The 16823-nt window shown below is 57.3% G+C and carries 14 protein-coding genes; 7 read left to right on the top strand and 7 right to left on the bottom strand.

All coding sequences use genetic code 11. The features are described 5' to 3' along the window. Positions 1–3 precede the first annotated feature (3 nt). Entirely contained in the window at positions 4–729 is a 726-nt protein-coding gene (locus UH5x_RS16770) for a YqgE/AlgH family protein (RefSeq protein ID WP_482633083.1), read from the bottom strand. Between the two features lie 150 nt (positions 730–879). Between UH5x_RS16770 and pdxH the strand changes: the two genes are divergently transcribed. Continuing rightward, positions 880–1551, top strand: coding sequence for a pyridoxamine 5'-phosphate oxidase (gene pdxH / locus UH5x_RS16765; RefSeq protein WP_047814716.1), 672 nt, complete (start codon positions 880–882; stop codon positions 1549–1551). Between the two features lie 59 nt (positions 1552–1610). On the opposite strand, the gene UH5x_RS16760 is transcribed toward pdxH, so the two are convergent. From UH5x_RS16760 to UH5x_RS16750, 3 genes are read right to left on the bottom strand one after another with little or no spacing between them, the layout of a single operon-like run. After that, positions 1611–1844, bottom strand: a complete 234-nt coding sequence (locus tag UH5x_RS16760; protein WP_482633082.1) for a hypothetical protein — start codon at positions 1842–1844, stop codon at positions 1611–1613. Next, positions 1841–2920: a D-2-hydroxyacid dehydrogenase gene (locus tag UH5x_RS16755; protein WP_482633081.1), complete on the bottom strand. Its 1080-nt coding sequence runs from the start codon at positions 2918–2920 to the stop codon at positions 1841–1843. The genes UH5x_RS16760 and UH5x_RS16755 overlap by 4 nt, the downstream gene beginning before the upstream one ends. Beyond that, the gene (locus UH5x_RS16750; protein WP_482633080.1) at positions 2904–4019 is read right to left on the bottom strand and encodes a glucose 1-dehydrogenase; all 1116 of its coding nucleotides are present in this window, start codon (positions 4017–4019) and stop codon (positions 2904–2906) included. The genes UH5x_RS16755 and UH5x_RS16750 overlap by 17 nt, the downstream gene beginning before the upstream one ends. A 181-nt stretch (positions 4020–4200) precedes the next feature. On the opposite strand from UH5x_RS16750, the gene UH5x_RS16745 reads away from it, so the two are divergent. The 6 genes from UH5x_RS16745 to UH5x_RS16720 all read left to right on the top strand — a co-directional run bounded on the left by UH5x_RS16745 (position 4201) and on the right by UH5x_RS16720 (position 11717). After that, positions 4201–5046, top strand: coding sequence for a helix-turn-helix transcriptional regulator (locus tag UH5x_RS16745; protein WP_047814712.1), 846 nt, complete (start codon positions 4201–4203; stop codon positions 5044–5046). Between the two features lie 64 nt (positions 5047–5110). After that, positions 5111–5926 (top strand): Fe-S cluster assembly ATPase SufC, encoded by an 816-nt coding sequence (sufC, locus tag UH5x_RS16740; protein WP_047814711.1) that lies wholly within the window; start codon positions 5111–5113, stop codon positions 5924–5926. A gap of 58 nt (positions 5927–5984) precedes the next feature. Next, on the top strand, positions 5985–7391 hold the full coding sequence (sufB, locus tag UH5x_RS16735; protein WP_047814710.1) for a Fe-S cluster assembly protein SufB: 1407 nt from the start codon (positions 5985–5987) through the stop codon (positions 7389–7391). Positions 7392–7634: 243 nt separating this feature from the next. Beyond that, positions 7635–8945: a Fe-S cluster assembly protein SufD gene (gene sufD / locus UH5x_RS16730; RefSeq protein WP_482633079.1), complete on the top strand. Its 1311-nt coding sequence runs from the start codon at positions 7635–7637 to the stop codon at positions 8943–8945. A 180-nt stretch (positions 8946–9125) separates the two neighbouring features. After that, positions 9126–10028 (top strand): hypothetical protein, encoded by a 903-nt coding sequence (locus tag UH5x_RS16725; RefSeq protein WP_482633078.1) that lies wholly within the window; start codon positions 9126–9128, stop codon positions 10026–10028. A gap of 708 nt (positions 10029–10736) precedes the next feature. Further along, a complete protein-coding gene (locus UH5x_RS16720; RefSeq protein ID WP_482633077.1) occupies positions 10737–11717 on the top strand; it encodes a type I phosphomannose isomerase catalytic subunit in 981 nt (326 codons plus the stop codon). Between the two features lie 127 nt (positions 11718–11844). Here UH5x_RS16720 and UH5x_RS16715 read toward each other — a convergent pair whose 3' ends face one another. From UH5x_RS16715 to UH5x_RS16705, 3 genes are all read right to left on the bottom strand, one after another. After that, entirely contained in the window at positions 11845–13026 is a 1182-nt protein-coding gene (locus UH5x_RS16715; protein ID WP_047814704.1) for a Gfo/Idh/MocA family protein, read from the bottom strand. Between the two features lie 289 nt (positions 13027–13315). Then, entirely contained in the window at positions 13316–15223 is a 1908-nt protein-coding gene (locus tag UH5x_RS16710) for a MutS family DNA mismatch repair protein (RefSeq protein ID WP_482633076.1), read from the bottom strand. 5 nt (positions 15224–15228) lie between these two features. Then, positions 15229–16737, bottom strand: coding sequence for a hypothetical protein (locus UH5x_RS16705; RefSeq protein ID WP_047814702.1), 1509 nt, complete (start codon positions 16735–16737; stop codon positions 15229–15231). Positions 16738–16823: the final 86 nt, after the last annotated feature.

The raw sequence follows: 16823 nt of genomic DNA, 5'->3' as shown, positions 1-16823 counted from the left end.
AGATCAGTTTAACTCGGCCGATCCAGGAACGTCAGTCGTATCCAGCCAACGAGCGACTGAATTTGCCGTGGCACGACGGATCATGCGGGGCCACATTGTCGCGTCGTCCGCATTCAGCACGTCCGAAGTGGCGGGAATTCGGTGCCAAATGCCTTCCTCAATCTCGTTTTCGAGTTGTTCTGCGGTCCATCCCAGGTGCCCCACGATCAAGCGGTAGGGAAGTTGATCGGACTTCATCAACGCCTCCAAGTTCTCTCGTTGCGCGGCAACGAAGATCCCCTCACCCGTTTCGGCTTCTGCCAATTCACGGGTGGAGTGCACCGCGACGATGGGCCCAGAGAGCGGGCCGCCAAAGTGCAGCGGCGATCCGTTGGAGAGCTTTCCCGCGATGAGTTGCTGGGTCAGTTGGTCCTTTTGGTCGCCTGTGATCATCACCGTGGACGCCTCTGAAACGGCGTTTTCGGGTGAATCGGACGGCTGACTGGCGGCCTCATCCAGGTCGAGACTCTCGTCGTCCTCTTCCGATTTCCACCGCGGAATTTTCGGTGTTTCACTGGCTTTGGCTTGGACCGCGATGGCACCCGCCATCGCTTGCATGGGGCGGTTGAGCATCAACCCGATGGCGTGTTCCACATCTTCATGGACCAACAGGCAAACCGCTTGGTTGAGCGCGGTGCCATCGACCAATGTCGAGCTGACCAGCAAATCACCCGTTTGCACGTTTTGCATTTGAATTCCGATTGGACAGGGAAGAGGGTGGTTGCCAAAAAGACAGTCACCCGTGAAGACTGCTAAGCAAATAGGCAAGCGGCGCGCCAAACGCGATTTCTTCGCCGCCTGAGTTCTCTAAAAGCCCCTGATTTCCGGTCTCAAACAGTTATGAGCGATTTCATCCCACCCGCGATGGACCAGATGCGAAAAAACTATTCCTTGGGGGGGCTGCATGAAAAAGACGCCAAACGTGACCCCTTGGTTCAGTTTCATTGCTGGTTCGAAGAGGCTTTGGAGGATGTGCCGAGCTGGTTCGAACCCAACGCGATGACTTTGTCGACGAGTGATTCAGGCGGCGAAATCACCAGCCGGATCGTTCTTTTGAAGGGCGTGGAGGAGAAAAAGTTCCTCTTCTACACCAATTACGACTCGACCAAGGGCTCCCAAATGCGAGCCAACCCGCGAGTTTCGCTGTGCCTGTTCTGGCCCCACTGCCAGCGTCAGGTCCGAATTCAAGGTTTGGTGGACAAGGTTTCGCGAGACATGTCGGAGAAGTACTTTCATTCCCGTCCTCGTGACAGCCAGCTCGGCGCTCACGTGAGTCAGCAGTCCGCGACCATCGAATCTCGCGAAGCACTGGAAGCCTCATTGGCGGAACTGAAGGCTCGCTATCCGGAGGGCAGCAAGATCCCGTTGCCTGAGAACTGGGGCGGCTACGCGGTGACCCCGATGTCCTTTGAGTTCTGGCAAGGACGGCCGAGTCGGCTGCATGATCGCTTGGTCTACCAACGTGAACGTGCGGACTCAAGCGAATGGACGATCAAGCGTCTCTCTCCCTGACAACAACCGAATTCTGCCGAATCCGGCTACTGGGAAGTCGAATGGCTGCTCCCGTCTGATCACTGCTGACTCGACTGGGCCTGCTGGATTTGCAGAGTGGATGTCGCGTCTTCCGGCTGATCACTTGGATCCCGTTCACGGATCGTGATCGAAAGATTGATCGATCGGTAAGTGCGATTGAACTCTTCCACAAACGATTCGCGATGCGTCTGGGGCATCAGCAAGGGACCCTCAGCGTGGTCGCCTTGAAACAGGATCGCATCGCCGGGAAGAGTCTCTCGTCCACTGCTCATGATTGCGATCGAACCCAGGCTGCGTGCGAGTCATGGGGATGAGGGAAGCCGAGGTTTTTATCGACTCGGTTGATGATCGTTTCGCCGTGAAAGTAGCGTCGCAGATTGACGCAAGCCAGTTCGTTGGAGTCATCCACTCGGCGAGCGGATTGTGCACCGACGTGTGGTGTGATCAACACGTTGGGGTGGTCCCACAACGGGCTGTTTTCAGGCAACGGTTCGGTGTAGGTCACATCGACACCCGCACCCGCCAAGTGGCCGCTTTTCAGCGCGTCCACCAAGGCTTCTTCGTCGAGCACTTGACCGCGAGCGACGTTGATCAGGTAGCCGCCTGGTTTCATCGCGGCAATCTGTTCGGCGCCGATCCACTTGCGAGTCGATGAGTTCAGCGGCAGCGTCAGGATCACAATGTCGCTGGCCGCGAACAGATCGTTGACGCGCTCGGCTGGCCACAGCGTTTCCACTTCGGGCGGGCAATCCTCGGGGTAGTAATCTGTCGCGATCAGGCGAACGTCCCAGGGTGCAAGTTTGGCCGCGATGGCCCGCCCGTTGCCGCCCAATCCAACGATGCCGACGGTTTTGCCACGCAGGTCATCGGTGGGAAGTCGAATGAATTCGCGTTTCGGACGGGCTCGTTCAAACAGTCCAATGCGACGTAAAACGCCGAACAACAACGCAAACGTTTGCTCCGCGACTTGAGGTGCAAACAGACCCGAGGCACTGCTGACCATGATGTTCGGATTCGCGATCACGCCGGGCACGAGGCAGTGATCCAGTCCAGCGGCGCTGGATTGAATCCACCCCAGTCGGCCCGCTGCCAAGACGCGATCCCAATCGACCGGGACCTTGGCATGCCCGATAAAGATGTCCGCGGTGGGAAGCAATTCGTCGATGCGTTCCTGGCCTGCGTCCACGACTTCGACGTCGTGGTTCAGTGGGCAGTTCGGGTCCGCCTTCAATTCCGCGAGCGTTGCTTCGAGTTGCTCGATGTGTCGCGGGAGGGCGGGGTAGCACAAGACGACTCGGCGAACCGAGTCAATCTCATTGGCCGGCAATCGTTCACGCGGATGCGACATTGACGAACACCTTCAAGGCATCTTTGTCTTCGACCAACAAACGCATCATCTCTTGGAAGTTGTCCAGGCCGTCGACCGGGTTGGTCAGGATCTTTTCCAGCACACCCGGGAACATCATGTCGCCGAGTGCCAAGTCACGGATGCCCATTTCGAAGTGGCCGCGGTTGGCGTTGACGCTGCCCAGCAGAAGCTTGTTGCCGAGCACCCATTCGATGTTGATCTTGTCCGAGGGAACTTCGGTCTTGCGTTCGCCGCCGGTGATGCCTGTCCAAACCACAACGCCGTTGTGACCGATGTGTTCCATCGCTTCAAACGCCAGCGGGCTGAAGCCAGTTGCATCGACGATCAAATCGGGGCGACCGGTCTTGGCGACCAACTCCGACATGGACGTTTGCGCGGTGCTGACGTAGGTCGATTCCATTCCTTCGACAATTTCAGCTTTCAGGTTGGGAGCCTCACCGCGGGCGAGCGTGAAGACTTCCAGTCCGCGAAGCTTCAGCACCAACGTCGTCAGCAAGCCGATTTGTCCGGCGCCCAAAACGTAGGCGACCTTCGGGTTCCAGACTTTCATTCGGCGTTGAGCTTCGTACGCTTGGTGAACCGCTTTGGCGGCGCAGCTCATCGGTTCTTGCAACACGTGCAGGTGTTGCAGACCCTGCGGCACGCGGACGATGTACTCCTCTTCGTCGACGAAGTACTCGGTCAAGAAACCATGACGCAGGTTGATCCCACGTTCGTAGTAGGTTTCTTCGCTGGTCATGTCGTTGGTGCCGATCAAGTCATAGATCGAATTCCCAGGACGGCGAACCGTGGCGGTCACGAAGTCGCCCGGTTTGACTCGTTTGACGTTCTCGCCAACGGCTTCGACGACGCCAAAGCACTCGTGGCCGATGACCAAGTAGTCGTCGCCTTCGGGAGCGCTGCCGTACAACGCGTCATTGATTTCTCGGTCCGTCGCGTCGACGCCAACCTTCAAGACTTTGACCAGCACACCCAGGCCGTCGGCGACTTGGTCGACCGATGGGCGAGCGATCTCTTGCATGTGAACACTGTTGGGAGTTCCTGGCCTGACCGCGACGGCTTTCATCAAAAATACCACTCATCTGGGGGTGTCGAAGAAAAATCGGAGGTCGGTTCCGACCCCATATCGGGTTTCGAAGACGAAATTGTCCACAAACCGCCCAGATCGTAACGAGACGGCGAATTTCCTGTGAGGGGGTTCTCGATCTATTTTTGACAACAACGGTTGTCAAAAATCAAAGGATTGGAATACTGGGTGTATGGCAACGTCTTCTTCCACTTCTGATTCGACTTCCGACCCGTCGGGCGAGCGTCCTGTTTCGGTGGTGACATCGCGGGCGCAAACGGCGGTCAATGCGGCAGCGGTTCGGAGCGTGGATCGGGAGTTGTTGCTGTGTCTTCGCAGTGGTGAACCGAAGGCGATTGGTGATTTGACGAAGCAATTGGGCGTGACCGCGACGGCGGTTCGACAACGTGTCGAACGGTTGCTCGAGGTTGGGTTGATCGCCCGAGAGAAAGTCGTCGCTGGTCGTGGTCGGCCGACGTACCACTACGTGTTGACGCCCGCTGGTTACCGCCGGGCGGGTGCAGATGCGACCGAATTGGCTGAGGCCATGTGGGCGGAGATCGTTGCAATTTCCGATGAGGACACTCGCGAAAAATTGATTTCTGCGATCGCTTCTCGATTGGGGCGTCAATTTGCCGCGGCATTGCAGGGCGATGTCGATGGTGTGGCGGTTCATGACGAAAACAAAGCGGCGTGTTCCTGTCAGCAAATCGGCGGGGGCGAAGATTCGTTCCAGGAACGAATGCAGCGATTGACGTCGATGCTGCAAACGAAGGAGATTTCGGCCTCCCTGATCGAGGTGACGTCTCAACCCGACGGTGTCCTCCCTGTTTTGGACATCGAGGCATGTCCGTATCCGAGTTTGACCGCTGCGGCGGGCGACCGGTCGATGTGCCGACTCGAAGAACAAATGTTGTCTGAAGCTTTGGGCGAAGACGTTCATCTGAGCAGCTGCCGGATGGATGGCGACTCGTGTTGCCAGTTCTCGACCAAATCTGACAGCGACACCAATCCAACCTCCAATTCCGAATCGGGTTGAGAGCACGTATCTCACCGATCTCGCTATACGACCAACTGTTTTTCTCTTGAAGGCTTCTCTTGCCATGAATCACATCCTGAAAATCGAAAACCTGCACGTTTCCGTCGGCGACAAACCGATTCTGCGTGGCGTGAACCTGACGATCAATCACGGCGAGACACACGCCTTGATGGGCCCCAACGGCAGCGGCAAAAGCACGCTGGGTTTGGCGATCATGGGTCACCCCGGTTACACGGTGACCGACGGCAGCATCACGTTGGACGGCGAAGATGTCTTGGCGATGGCACCTGACGAGCGTGCTCGGGCTGGCATCTTCATGGCGTTCCAGCGTCCGATGGCGATTCCCGGCGTGAAGATGGCCGACTTCCTTCGTCACGCGACGACCAACGTTCGCAACCCAGACCGCAAGGAAGGCGAAGAGCTGATTCCGATGCGAGAGTTCCGCAAGGAACTGAAGGAAAAAATGGCTCACCTGCGAATGGATGTCGAGTTCGCCCGCCGCTATGTCAACGATGGTTTTTCTGGCGGCGAAATGAAACGAGCTGAGATCCTTCAACTCGCCATGCTGCAACCCAAGTTCGCTGTCCTCGACGAAACCGACTCTGGCTTGGATGCCGACGCGGTGCGTTTGGCCAGCGAATCGATCGCGGACATTGGTCGCGAAAAGATGGGACTGTTGATCATCACGCACCACGACAAGTTGTTGGTGCACAACCCACCGGAGTACACGCACGTGATGCTCGGTGGCCGCCTGGTTGAAACTGGCGGCAAAGAATTGGCCGTGGAATTGCACGAGCATGGTTATGACCGCATCCGCAAGTCGTACCCCGAAGCCGAAGCCGTCAACCAAGAAATGTTGGCCGAAGAAACCGCGGTCTGATTGCCCGCGACGATTCCTACCAAGACAGATTCCACACCACGCCCACTGAGCTTTTACCATGGCGACCGACGTCACTGAAAACGACCAAATCGGCGAAATCAATAAGTACAACTTCCGCACCGAAACCACCGGTGTCTTCAAGGCCCAAAAGGGCCTGAACGCGGATGTTGTCAATCAAATTTCGGACATCAAGAACGAACCAGACTGGATGCGGGAATTCCGCTTGAAGTCTCTGGCCGAGTTTGAATCGCGCCCGATGCCCAAATGGGGTGGGGCACTCGATTTGGATTTCCAAGACATCTACTACTATCTCAAACCGACCGGCCAGTCCGAGAAGTCTTGGGACGATGTTCCTCAAGAGATCAAAGACACGTTTGACAAGCTGGGTATCCCGGAAGCCGAGAAGAAATTCTTGGCCGGTGTGAAGGCTCAGTTCGAAAGCGAAGTGGTCTATGGTTCGCTGCAAGAAGACCTGGCCAAGCAAGGCGTGTTGTTCACCGACACCGACGCTGCGGTTCGCGAACACCCCGAGTTGTTGCGAGAGTACTTCGGCAAGATCATTCCGCCGACGGACAACAAATTCGCTGCCCTGAACAGCGCGGTTTGGTCCGGTGGATCGTTCATCTATGTGCCGCCCGGCGTGCACATTGAATTCCCCTTGCAAGCGTACTTCCGTATCAATGCGGAAAGCATGGGCCAGTTCGAACGAACGCTGATCATCGTCGACGAAGGCGCCAGCATTCACTACGTCGAGGGCTGCACCGCTCCGATGTACACCACCGAATCGTTGCACAGCGCGGTCGTGGAAGTGATTGTCAAAAAGGACGCTCGTTGTCGCTACACGACGATCCAAAACTGGGCCAACAACATCTACAACCTCGTGACCAAACGCGCTTATGCGTACCAGGACGCGACGATGGAGTGGGTCGACGGGAACCTCGGCAGCAAGCTGACGATGAAGTACCCCGCCGTTCACATGATGGAACCCGGTGCTCGTGGTGAGATCCTTTCGATCGCCTTCTCATCGGCCGGTCAACACCAAGATGCAGGTGCCAAGTTGGTGCATGCGGCTCCGAACACGACGGGCCAAATCATCAGCAAATCGATCAGCAAGAACGGCGGGCGCAGCAGCTACCGCGGTTTGGTTCGCGTCGAACCCGGGGCTCACAACAGCAAGAACAGCGTTGTCTGTGACGCGTTGATCCTGGATCCCGAAAGCCGCAGCGACACGTACCCGTACATCGAAGTTGCGGAGCAAGATGTCCAAATCGGTCACGAAGCCAGCGTTTCGCGAATTGGCGAAGAGCAAATGTTCTATCTGCTCAGCCGTGGTCTGACCGAATCGGAAGCCAGCACCATGATCGTCAACGGCTTCATTGAGCCGCTCGTGAAAGAGCTGCCGATGGAATACGCCGTTGAGATGAACCGATTGATTCAACTGCAAATGGAAGGCAGTGTCGGCTGATTCATCGCCGACCCGCCAACACTCGCCGCTCGCGACTTTACTTGGTCGCACTTGAAAACGGCGCATTGATAGCGGAAGGGCGCGAGCCCTCCGGTGACGCACCGGGCGGCTTGCGCCGCTCCGCTAAGACGATTTGTTGTACACCACACAACCTGTTGCTCGGCGGTGCCCTATCAAGAGCGTTTTCACCGAGCGACATTCCGTTTTTCAGCTACCGCAAAACACTCTTTTCATTTTTTCTTCATGACCACCACCTCGACCCTCACTTTCGATGCCGCAGGCTTCGAAGCCTTTCTCGCATCGCGGAAAGATGAACCGCAATGGTTGACCGACCTGCGACGGGAATCCTTCTCGCATGCCGATGCGATGGATTGGCCCGCTCGTCGTAGCGAAGAATGGATCCGCACGGACATTCGAACGTTCCAAATCAAAAAGTTCGCTCCGCCCGTCGAAGCGACCGCAGGCGATGTCCCCTCGGTTCACCAGCTTCGCGATGGGGTGGAACCCGGCGGAGTTTTGGAAACCTACGACAGCCAAGTGATTTCCGAATCGCTCGACGAAGAACTCGCCGCCAAAGGTGTGATCTTCGGCAGCTTGGAACGTCTGTGTCGTGAACAACCGGACAAGGTTCGCCCTTTCCTCTACACGGTCGTGGATCCTGACTACGACAAGTTCGCTGCACTGCACGCTGCGTTCTGGTCCGGTGGTCAGTTCCTGTATGTGCCTCGCGGCGTTGTGATCGAAAAACCGATTTACCTCGGTTCGACGTTGAGCGACGGCGGAACAGACACGGCTCACACATTGATCGTGTTGGAAGACGGGGCCGAAGCGACGGTTCTGCACGAGTGCAACAGCGTCAATTCAGAAGCCGCCGGTTTGCACATGGGTGCGGTCGAGTTGATTCAGAAACCTGGTTCGCATCTGCGATACGTCAACGTCCAAGAATGGGGCCACAAGACGTATCACTTCGCGCACCAACAAGCCACGATCGATCGCGATTCGCAGCTCCAGTGGACCATCGCCGCGATGGGTTCCGGGTTGTCCAAGGTCAACCAATCGGTCGACATGGTGGGCGCGGGAGCCAATTGCCAAGTCAACGGCGTGATGTTCACTGAAGGCCGCCAGCACTTGGCTTATCACACCCAGCAGTACCACCGGGCGCCGAACTGCCACAGCGACTTCTTGTACAAGTCCGCTCAGCAGGACAAGAGCCGCACGGTGTGGCGTGGGATGATCAAGGTCGACAAGATCGCTCAGAAGACCGACGGTTACCAACGCAACGACAACTTGGTTCTGTCGCATCATTCGCGAGCCGATTCGATTCCTGGACTGGAGATCGAAGCCGATGACGTGCGTTGCACCCACGGCAGCACAACGGCCAAGGTCGATGAAGAGCAAATCTTCTACGCTCGTTGCCGCGGCTTCACTCAGAAGGAAGCCACTCGCATGATCGTCAGTGGGTTCTTCCAGCAGATCTTCGACCGGATCACGATCGAAAGCGTTCGCGACGCATTGGCTGCCGCGATCGCACGCCAAGTCCGCGAATACGAGTGATCTCGTATTCAGAGTCAACTCGATTTGCAATTGAGACCGACGCGGTCTTTGACAGCTTAATTTCAGGTTCATCACCGTAGCGAAAGTCGTCAAGACTTTCGGGATTTCGTCAAGCAAGTCGAAGGCTCTTGACGAATTCCGCTACCCGAACAATGAGCTGTCCCAGACCACGAGGACCGCATGGCACCAACCCAACGTATCACGCGATTGCAGTGGCTGGCCTGGGCGGTGATTGCGATTGGGACGATTGTCCAAGCGGTTGTCCCGAATCAAGTCCCGCAAACCGTTTCTCTCTGTTTCATGACGACCGGTTTCACCTGGTTCATCACCTGGGCCAGTATTCAAAGTGTTCTTTGTTCTGGTCGGATTTGGACGAGCTTTTTAAAGGCCTGGTCTTTGTCCCACGGAGTTCTCTTGGTCCTGACCGCAGGGCACTTGTTGAATCTGTGGTTTCAGGGACGCACGACACGCTTGTCGAGCTGGGTGGATCACTGGACGGTGATTTCTGGGGTCTCGTTTGGGACGACCATCTCGCTTCTAGCAACCATGTTTTTGGTTGGCGGATGGAAGCTGTTTCGTATCCGCTTGCGCGATCGCGTGAGCGGTGACCCAATCACACCGGCGAAGGTTTCGTTGATCGATCTGATGTTGTTGACTGCCGCCGTTGCGATCCACGTCACGGTTTATCGATTGCAACACAAATGGATTTTCGAACCAAATACCGGTTTCTTGGGACCTGGTTTCGCGTTCTTCGTGGTTTTGACAGTGTGCCTGAGCGTGGGGTTCATGGGTTGGTGGGTGGTTCTACTGCCATCTTGGGTCTCGATGGCTCGTCATTGGAGCGTTCTCCGCCGTCGCATTGTCTGGACGGCGTTTTATCTCGCATGGTTGGTGTTGGCAGCGATTGCTTGGATTGGGAACTGGACGGAACCTGATTTCTGGATCACTTTTTTGGTGGCAGCGGGCTGGATCGTATGCAATCTTTTGTTGGTGCATTGGTTGGTCGTCAAACATCCAACTTTCATTGGGCTCGAGTGGTATCGCTTGCCGAAGACAGTGAGCCACAAAACATCGTCTCAGTGAACGCGGCGACTATCACGCAATTTGTTCTGCCTATTGCCCAATCCCTGGCTCGTTGCAGAACTGGTTTGGAACTGGGACAATAGGAGCATGGACCAACAACCACTTCAACAAGCCATTCGACAGGACAAAGTCGAGCGAGCGAGGCAGATGTCTCTTGACGATCGTCTTGCTGCCGGTGCTCGATTGCATTCCGAGCAACTTGCGCGGATGCGCGACCTGCTTCGTGGATTGCACCCGGAATGGAGCATGTGCGAGATTGATGTTGAGATAGCACGACGGCGTGGCGTCCTGCGTGATCGGGACTCTAAACGCTTCTATCGCCAAAACACTTCCCAAAACTCTGCTGTCGCGGATGCGTCGTGACAGTATCAGACGGCAATGAAGCAGTCGCGAAGGTCGTCACCGCGTTGAACGAGTCCAACATCTCGTACATGCTTGTCGGATCATATTCGAGCAACGTGTACGGTGTCCCGCGTGCCACTGGAGATGCTGATCCTCTGATGTTTTGCAACGCATCCGAGATGAGCTGCAGTGATGATTTTGAGTTTTTCTGCGATCGGCAGTGATGATCGCATGTCGCAGATCGGATCGCCTCAACCGATGATAAAGAACTGAAAATCACACGCGAGCGGTAAGCTCGGTGTAGGCGTTAAGACTTGAGCCATTGTCACGCTCGAAACTCACTTCACTGGAAATCCGGACACTTCTATGACATCCACACCGCTGCGATTTCGTCCTCTGCTGAAGCAAACCATTTGGGGCGGACGCCGATTGGGCGAGATGCTTCACAAGCCGATCGGTGACGCGGACGACTACGCCGAGAGCTGGGAGATCGTCGATCACGGGGAGGACCAAAGCGTCGTCACCGATGGCGAACTGGCCGGTCAATCCTTGGGGGAACTGTTTGCCAACCGTCGCCCGTGGTTGATGGGCAAGGACTGGGTGGAAGCCAACCCCGATGCAAAGACCTTTCCGTTGCTTCTGAAGTTCCTGGACTGCAACCGTGTGTTGTCGGTGCAGGTTCACCCGGACGATGCCTACGGTGCCACGATGCAGCCGCCGGATCTGGGCAAGACCGAGGCTTGGGTGATCCTGCACAGCGAACCTGACAGCGTGATCTATTCAGGATTGAAAGCAGGCGTCGATCGCGAATCCTTGCGAGAGATGATGTTGGCCGGTGAGACCGATCGTGCGCTGCACGCGTATCATCCTGAGGCGGGTGACTGCGTCTTCATTCCCGCGGGAACCGTGCACGCTTTGGGCGGCGGGTTGGTCGTCGCGGAGATTCAACAATCCAGCAACACGACATTTCGGTTGTTTGATTGGAACCGTGTGGATGCTTCGGGCAAATCCAGACCGCTGCACATCGAATCGTCATTGGAGGTTTCCGACTACGAACGTGGGCCCGTCGACCCGATTCGCAAACCGATTCAGAGTGGATCCGAAACGTTGGTCGAGTGCGACAAGTTCGTTCTGCGACGGGTGCACGACACCGATCAAACGATCGGCGGTGATGACCGTTGTCACTTGGTCACGGTGATCTCGGGGGAGGCGGTTCTGTCCGGCGAAAACACCACCACCAAACTGGCCACCGGCGAGAGCGTGTTGCTGCCGGCCGCGTGCGGCCCAGTGCAATTGCAATCCGGCGACGCGACCGTGCTGTGGATGTCACCACCGACCAGCGTTTGACTTAGAAACTGCCCCGAAAGAGCCTTCTTTTTTAGCGGAGCGGCGCAAGCCGCCCGGTGCCACGATACCGGAGGGCTCGCGCCCTTCCGCTACGAAAGCAACCGGGAGGTGATTCCGGAATAGCTTTTCAAAACCGCGAAAGCGGGTTGTCGCGGTGCTTCAATGGCAGCTGTACCACGGCGCCGTTTTGACGGTGCGATTCGAGAGCAGCACAAACCATCTCGACGGTCGTTCGTCCCTGACTCGCATTGCAGAGCGGTTCGCGATCTTCCCGAATCGCGGCAACTAAATCGCGAGCGGGGAAGCCATGGTGTTCGACCATTTGCCGCAGATCCTCTCGTGGTTCGGGTTGGCCGATTCCCGCGGCGGTGATTGGGATCCAGGCACCTGGTTCGGTGGGTGTTCGAAAGGGATTGCCGGGCAGCAGATACGCCAGCGGACTCTTGTCGATGTGAATCGCAATCGTGCCCTTGCTTCCAATCAATCGCAAGCCAAAGCCAGCGTTTTCAGTGCCATCGCTGGCAATGGAATCAAACGTCGCGACGATGCCGTTGTTCATCTGATAGCGAGCATGCACGGCGTTGCCAGCCATCAGACCCAAGCCCTCGCGACCTTCCCGGACGTCAGATGGTTCGACCAAGCGGCCGTCTTGCATCAGGGATGCGGAGCATGAGACCGGGTCGCCGGCCAAGAAATGCGTCAGGTTCAAAACATGGGTTCCCAACACCCACAGGTCTTCGACACCACCGCGATGATCGCTTTTGCCTCGACCGCGAATTTCGAGAAGACGACCGATTTCACCGGCCTCGATCAACTCACGAACAATTGGCAACGTCGGATGGTATCGGTTCCGATGAGCAATCGCGATCTTTGCATTGTGTTGCTGGCAGGCCGCGATCAGTGAGTCAGCTTCTGCGGGGGTGGGGACAAATGGCTTCTCGAGGTAAACACCACGGGCACCGGACTGGATCGCCGCCAGCGCCATGTCGTGATGTTGGTCGGCATGGCGGGGGCAAACAGCCACGATGTCGGGACGAATCTCATCGAGCATTTCGCGATAGTCCGCGAAGCCACGCTCAACGTTCAATCGTTTTTGGGCTTTCTTCAGCCCGTCCGGATTGGCATCCGCGATGGCAACCAATTGGGTTTCCGGCAAGCGTTGCCAGATGCTGTCGAGTCCATGGCCAAAGTCGCCGCGGCCCGTGTGGCCGATCGCGACCGCTTTCAGTGTGTCTGAGTTCGCTTGGGCGAGAGCGGGTGTTGCGAGGCTGGCCGCTGCGGTGGCGGCGAGAAAGTGTCGTCGTTGCATGATCGATCACTCGGAAGGTGGGGAGTGTTGAGGGAGCCTGGTGGGGGCTCGATCATAACTCGAAATCAAGCGTGCTGTTCGATGGGAGGGCATTGCACACCGCTTCTCATGCCCGGCCCTCACCCTCGCGTACGCCTGAACGGCGTCGCTCGACCTCTCCCCAAACTTCGTTTCGGGAGAGGTTGTTGTTGTAGAAGGAAGAGACGTCACCCATCGGTTTGGCCAACGGCCATGATCAATCTGACACGAAGAGTTGAAAAAGGCCGTTGGCCAACGAGTGGTCGTCAGGTCACTTCTCGCCCAAGCCGACGATCTCGAGCAGTCGCAGGGCGTTGGTGGTGGGGGACACGCCATCGCGCATCTTGTAATCGAACGTCATCCGTTCATCACCGCTGGCGTCCGGCGTGATCGTTTCGCGGAAGTGAACGGTGTGGGCGAGCTTCATCAGTTCGGGATCATCGGCGAGTTCCAAGTCGTGCGTCGTGATGGCTCCGATCGCACCCGCGTCGACCAAGAACCGCAACACGCGAGCGACTGCGATCTGACGTTCGCGGCTGTTGGTTCCCTGCAAGATCTCATCGAGCAAGAAGAACTGAATTCGCTTCGTCGAGTTGCTAGCGCGTTGCTCAGCCAGCTTGCGAGCGTGCGTGACCACAGCAGACAGGCGATTCAGTTCCGCCATGTAGTAAGAGACGCCTTGGCTGAGGTCATCGCTGACTCGGATGCTGGTTCCCATTTCCAGGGGCGGCAAACTCATGTGTCGACAACAGACTGGTCCGCCGGCCATGGCGAGGGCCACGTTCAGGCCGGCGCTCCGCAGCATCGTGCTCTTGCCGGACATGTTGCTGCCGGTGACGAGCAACAAGGTTCCGGTCGGGCCAATCGTGACGTCGTTGGTGACGCGGGCCTCTTCGGGCAACAGCGGGTGTCCCAGTCCTTGCAGCGTGATGGTGGATTCACCTTCGAGCCATTCCGGGGAAGACCAGTCCGGAGAATCGTGTTGCAGTGCAGCGATCGACATCAAGGCTTCGAGTTCGCCGAGCGCATCAAACCACTCGGGGATCTGACTGGCGTAACGCGACTTCCAACCTTCCAATCGACGCAACACGCGCACGTCCCACAACCAGAACGCTTGCAGTGGCAGATACAGCAGGAACGTGGACGCGGCTTGCTTCAGGCCGCCCATGCGAGCGATCTGGGCCAACTCACGCATGCCCTGAGAAGCCGATTGGGAATGCTCGTCGTCACTGAGCAACGTCCGGCGAATGTGAGCGGTCGGTCCGGCGGGATCCGGGGGTGATTCCGGCAACCAACTCGCCGCGTCGAACAGTTCGGCGTAGTCGTTGACGCTGCGCCGGGATGCCATCGCGATTTGAAAGATTGCCGCGACAGGGCCCAGCAAGAACGAGCCGATGGCGAGGTTCAGCACCGCGATCCCGATCAGCCCGTACATCCCCATTCGGACCCAATCGCCTTGGTCCGTGATCGCACCCAAGATCATGCCAACAAAGATTGCGATGGCAACAACCGCAGTGAAGTTGCCCCAGGGGATCAACCATCGATGCGGTGGCAACCAATTGGGTTCCTTCGCCCACTCGACGAACGACACCGGGTCACCGGTGCTGCCGCCGATGTCGCGGGCGAGCACATAAAACCGCAATCGGTTTTCAGGTTGGTCTGCCAGATGTTTGACCGAGGCGTGTCGATCTTTCGCCAGCGGCGGGTCGACGGGACTGCACAACCAATTGGCCAGCGTGCGAACGCCCGGCGTGGTGGCGGCCATGGAGGTCAACTGGAACAGCGACGCGTCACCGACCAAGTCCAGGTCACCCGCCAGGGCTTGTTGCTCGGGCGTGAGTTGGATCTCCGATGCACGGATGCCGACACTGTCTCGGGCCAGTGAGTTCCAATCGCGATTTTGACGAGCTTGTAATCGATGCAAGGTTCGCGAGTGGTTGCGAAGCATTTCCATTCGTTCACGAACGGTTTCGTTGCGAACGACGGTCACGAGAAATGCGATCAAAGAGCCAGCGGCCACACCGATCCAGATCACGTGTTGGGTCGCAAGTGAAAAACCAATGCCCAAAACCAAACCGACGAAGAACACCATTCGCCAAATGGCAAACCGTGAGTCGGAAGCTTCAAGGTCCTTCAAATCGTGATCGATGGTCTCGATCTGGGAAGCGTAATCGGACATCCGTATCAGGCTGCATCCAAAGCGGTGGAGGACCGGCGTGAAGGACGGGAACGTCCATCAATGACTTTCGTCGCCACGCGGTCTTGAAGGTTGGGTCGAAAAATGGTCAGCAACAGCAGCGGCAAGAACCAAGCCATGTAAAGTCCACCGCCGTAGCCGTGCCAGAACTGAGCCGCGACCATCAGGGCGGCGGAGCAACTGATCAAAATGCCGAGGTTCTTTTGTCCGGGCCAAACCGCGAAAAAGAAGCTCAAGATCACGTAGCCGACGATCACTGGCAAACGCCAAATCGGGTTCCAACCGAGTTCCCAAATCCCGGTCAGTTCATTGGGGCCTTTGTTGGGATTGAGCACCCCAAACATCCGCTGGACATGTGTCAGGAAGGGTTCTCCACCGGCGAATGCAAGCAACGCCATCAGCACCGTCAACGCGACCAACACGGCGCCCGCGAATCGCCCGACACCACGTTGCCAATAGAAACTGCACCACAGTGGCAACAGGAACAGCGGGTAGTACAACAACCCTGCCGCGGCACCAATGAACAGTCCCGCGATCAGAGGTTTGCGATACATCAGCACCGCCCAGAGAATCAGGGCTGCGGGGACCACGTGATCGACTCGGCCGGTCATCTGAGCGGTGTAGGGCATCAGCAGATACAGCGTCGCACACCCGGCACCGGCGCGGAGGTTCCCGAAGTGTCGGTTTCCGATCAATAAGATTCCGATCAAAACAGCGGACTGGGCCAAGATGGCAATGATCTTGGCGACCATGGTTCGGCGTTGTTCGGCGGCGGTTAACTCGGCCATCGTGGGCGGCTCCGCACCGGCGATCGCTTCGCTGATCGGCCGCGTGGGAATGGCTGGCAACATATTGATCAGCGCGTACCCGGGCCCCAATTTGGGACCTTGTTCCTGTTGGATCTCGGGGGTGCTGGCAACGACATTGGCCATCATGAAGATGAACAGCGAGATTCCCAGAAAGTTCAATCCGCCGGTCGTGAGATTGGGATCCAGGAGCGGTCGTCGCACCATCAAGGGATCCAGCAACATTCGCACCAGCACCAGGAACTGGATGCAAAACAACGTGATGAAACCGGTCCGCTGCAATTGCGCAGCCCGCTGGTAGGCATCGGATCCCTGCAGCGTTGTCAATTCTTCCGAGGTCAGTTCACGCAGTGCCGGCGGCGATTCGGGTTCGGCCGGTGCTTGGGGGACGGCTTCGTTGTCCGGTGACAATTCGGTGGGCGCAGCGTCCTCGCCTTCCGCTTCCACCGGAATGGAGCTGGCGGCGGCACTGATTTCTGCCGAAGCCAATCGAGCCAGGCGTGTTTGCCGGCGGTAGCCTTCGTTGACCATCAACAATCCAGGAGCCAGCAAGATCAACAGCACGATGTCGAGGTTGCGGATGCTCCAGAACCGACGGAAGACGAAGAACAGTCCAATCGTCAAAAACGACGACAAGTACACCCACGTCGTCGGGTCAGGGCGTCGGTAATAGAGGAGGAATTCGCTCATGGTCGTAGGATAAACGTCTGAACCAACGGCGGATATAGCGGGCGGTGCAGTTCCGCCCAGAACACGGGCTCCGGTGGCTTGCATTT

The sequence above is a fragment of the Rhodopirellula sp. UH5 genome (genome assembly GCF_056839225.1).
Note: the sequence above shows the minus strand (reverse complement) of the source record. Positions and strands in the feature narration are given on the sequence as shown.

What these genes read in the sequence shown, in the direction of transcription:
- UH5x_RS16745 (WP_047814712.1), top strand. Translation starts at nt 4,201, where the DNA reads ATGGCAACGTCTTCTTCCACTTCTGATTCGACTTCCGACCCGTCGGGC.
- UH5x_RS16715 (WP_047814704.1), bottom strand. Translation starts at nt 13,026, where the DNA reads ATGCAACGACGACACTTTCTCGCCGCCACCGCAGCGGCCAGCCTCGCA.
- sufC (WP_047814711.1), top strand. Translation starts at nt 5,111, where the DNA reads ATGAATCACATCCTGAAAATCGAAAACCTGCACGTTTCCGTCGGCGAC.
- UH5x_RS16725 (WP_482633078.1), top strand. Translation starts at nt 9,126, where the DNA reads ATGGCACCAACCCAACGTATCACGCGATTGCAGTGGCTGGCCTGGGCG.
- UH5x_RS16705 (WP_047814702.1), bottom strand. Translation starts at nt 16,737, where the DNA reads ATGAGCGAATTCCTCCTCTATTACCGACGCCCTGACCCGACGACGTGG.
- UH5x_RS16755 (WP_482633081.1), bottom strand. Translation starts at nt 2,920, where the DNA reads ATGTCGCATCCGCGTGAACGATTGCCGGCCAATGAGATTGACTCGGTT.
- sufB (WP_047814710.1), top strand. Translation starts at nt 5,985, where the DNA reads ATGGCGACCGACGTCACTGAAAACGACCAAATCGGCGAAATCAATAAG.
- UH5x_RS16720 (WP_482633077.1), top strand. Translation starts at nt 10,737, where the DNA reads ATGACATCCACACCGCTGCGATTTCGTCCTCTGCTGAAGCAAACCATT.
- sufD (WP_482633079.1), top strand. Translation starts at nt 7,635, where the DNA reads ATGACCACCACCTCGACCCTCACTTTCGATGCCGCAGGCTTCGAAGCC.
- UH5x_RS16710 (WP_482633076.1), bottom strand. Translation starts at nt 15,223, where the DNA reads ATGTCCGATTACGCTTCCCAGATCGAGACCATCGATCACGATTTGAAG.
- pdxH (WP_047814716.1), top strand. Translation starts at nt 880, where the DNA reads ATGAGCGATTTCATCCCACCCGCGATGGACCAGATGCGAAAAAACTAT.
- UH5x_RS16770 (WP_482633083.1), bottom strand. Translation starts at nt 729, where the DNA reads ATGCAAAACGTGCAAACGGGTGATTTGCTGGTCAGCTCGACATTGGTC.
- UH5x_RS16760 (WP_482633082.1), bottom strand. Translation starts at nt 1,844, where the DNA reads ATGAGCAGTGGACGAGAGACTCTTCCCGGCGATGCGATCCTGTTTCAA.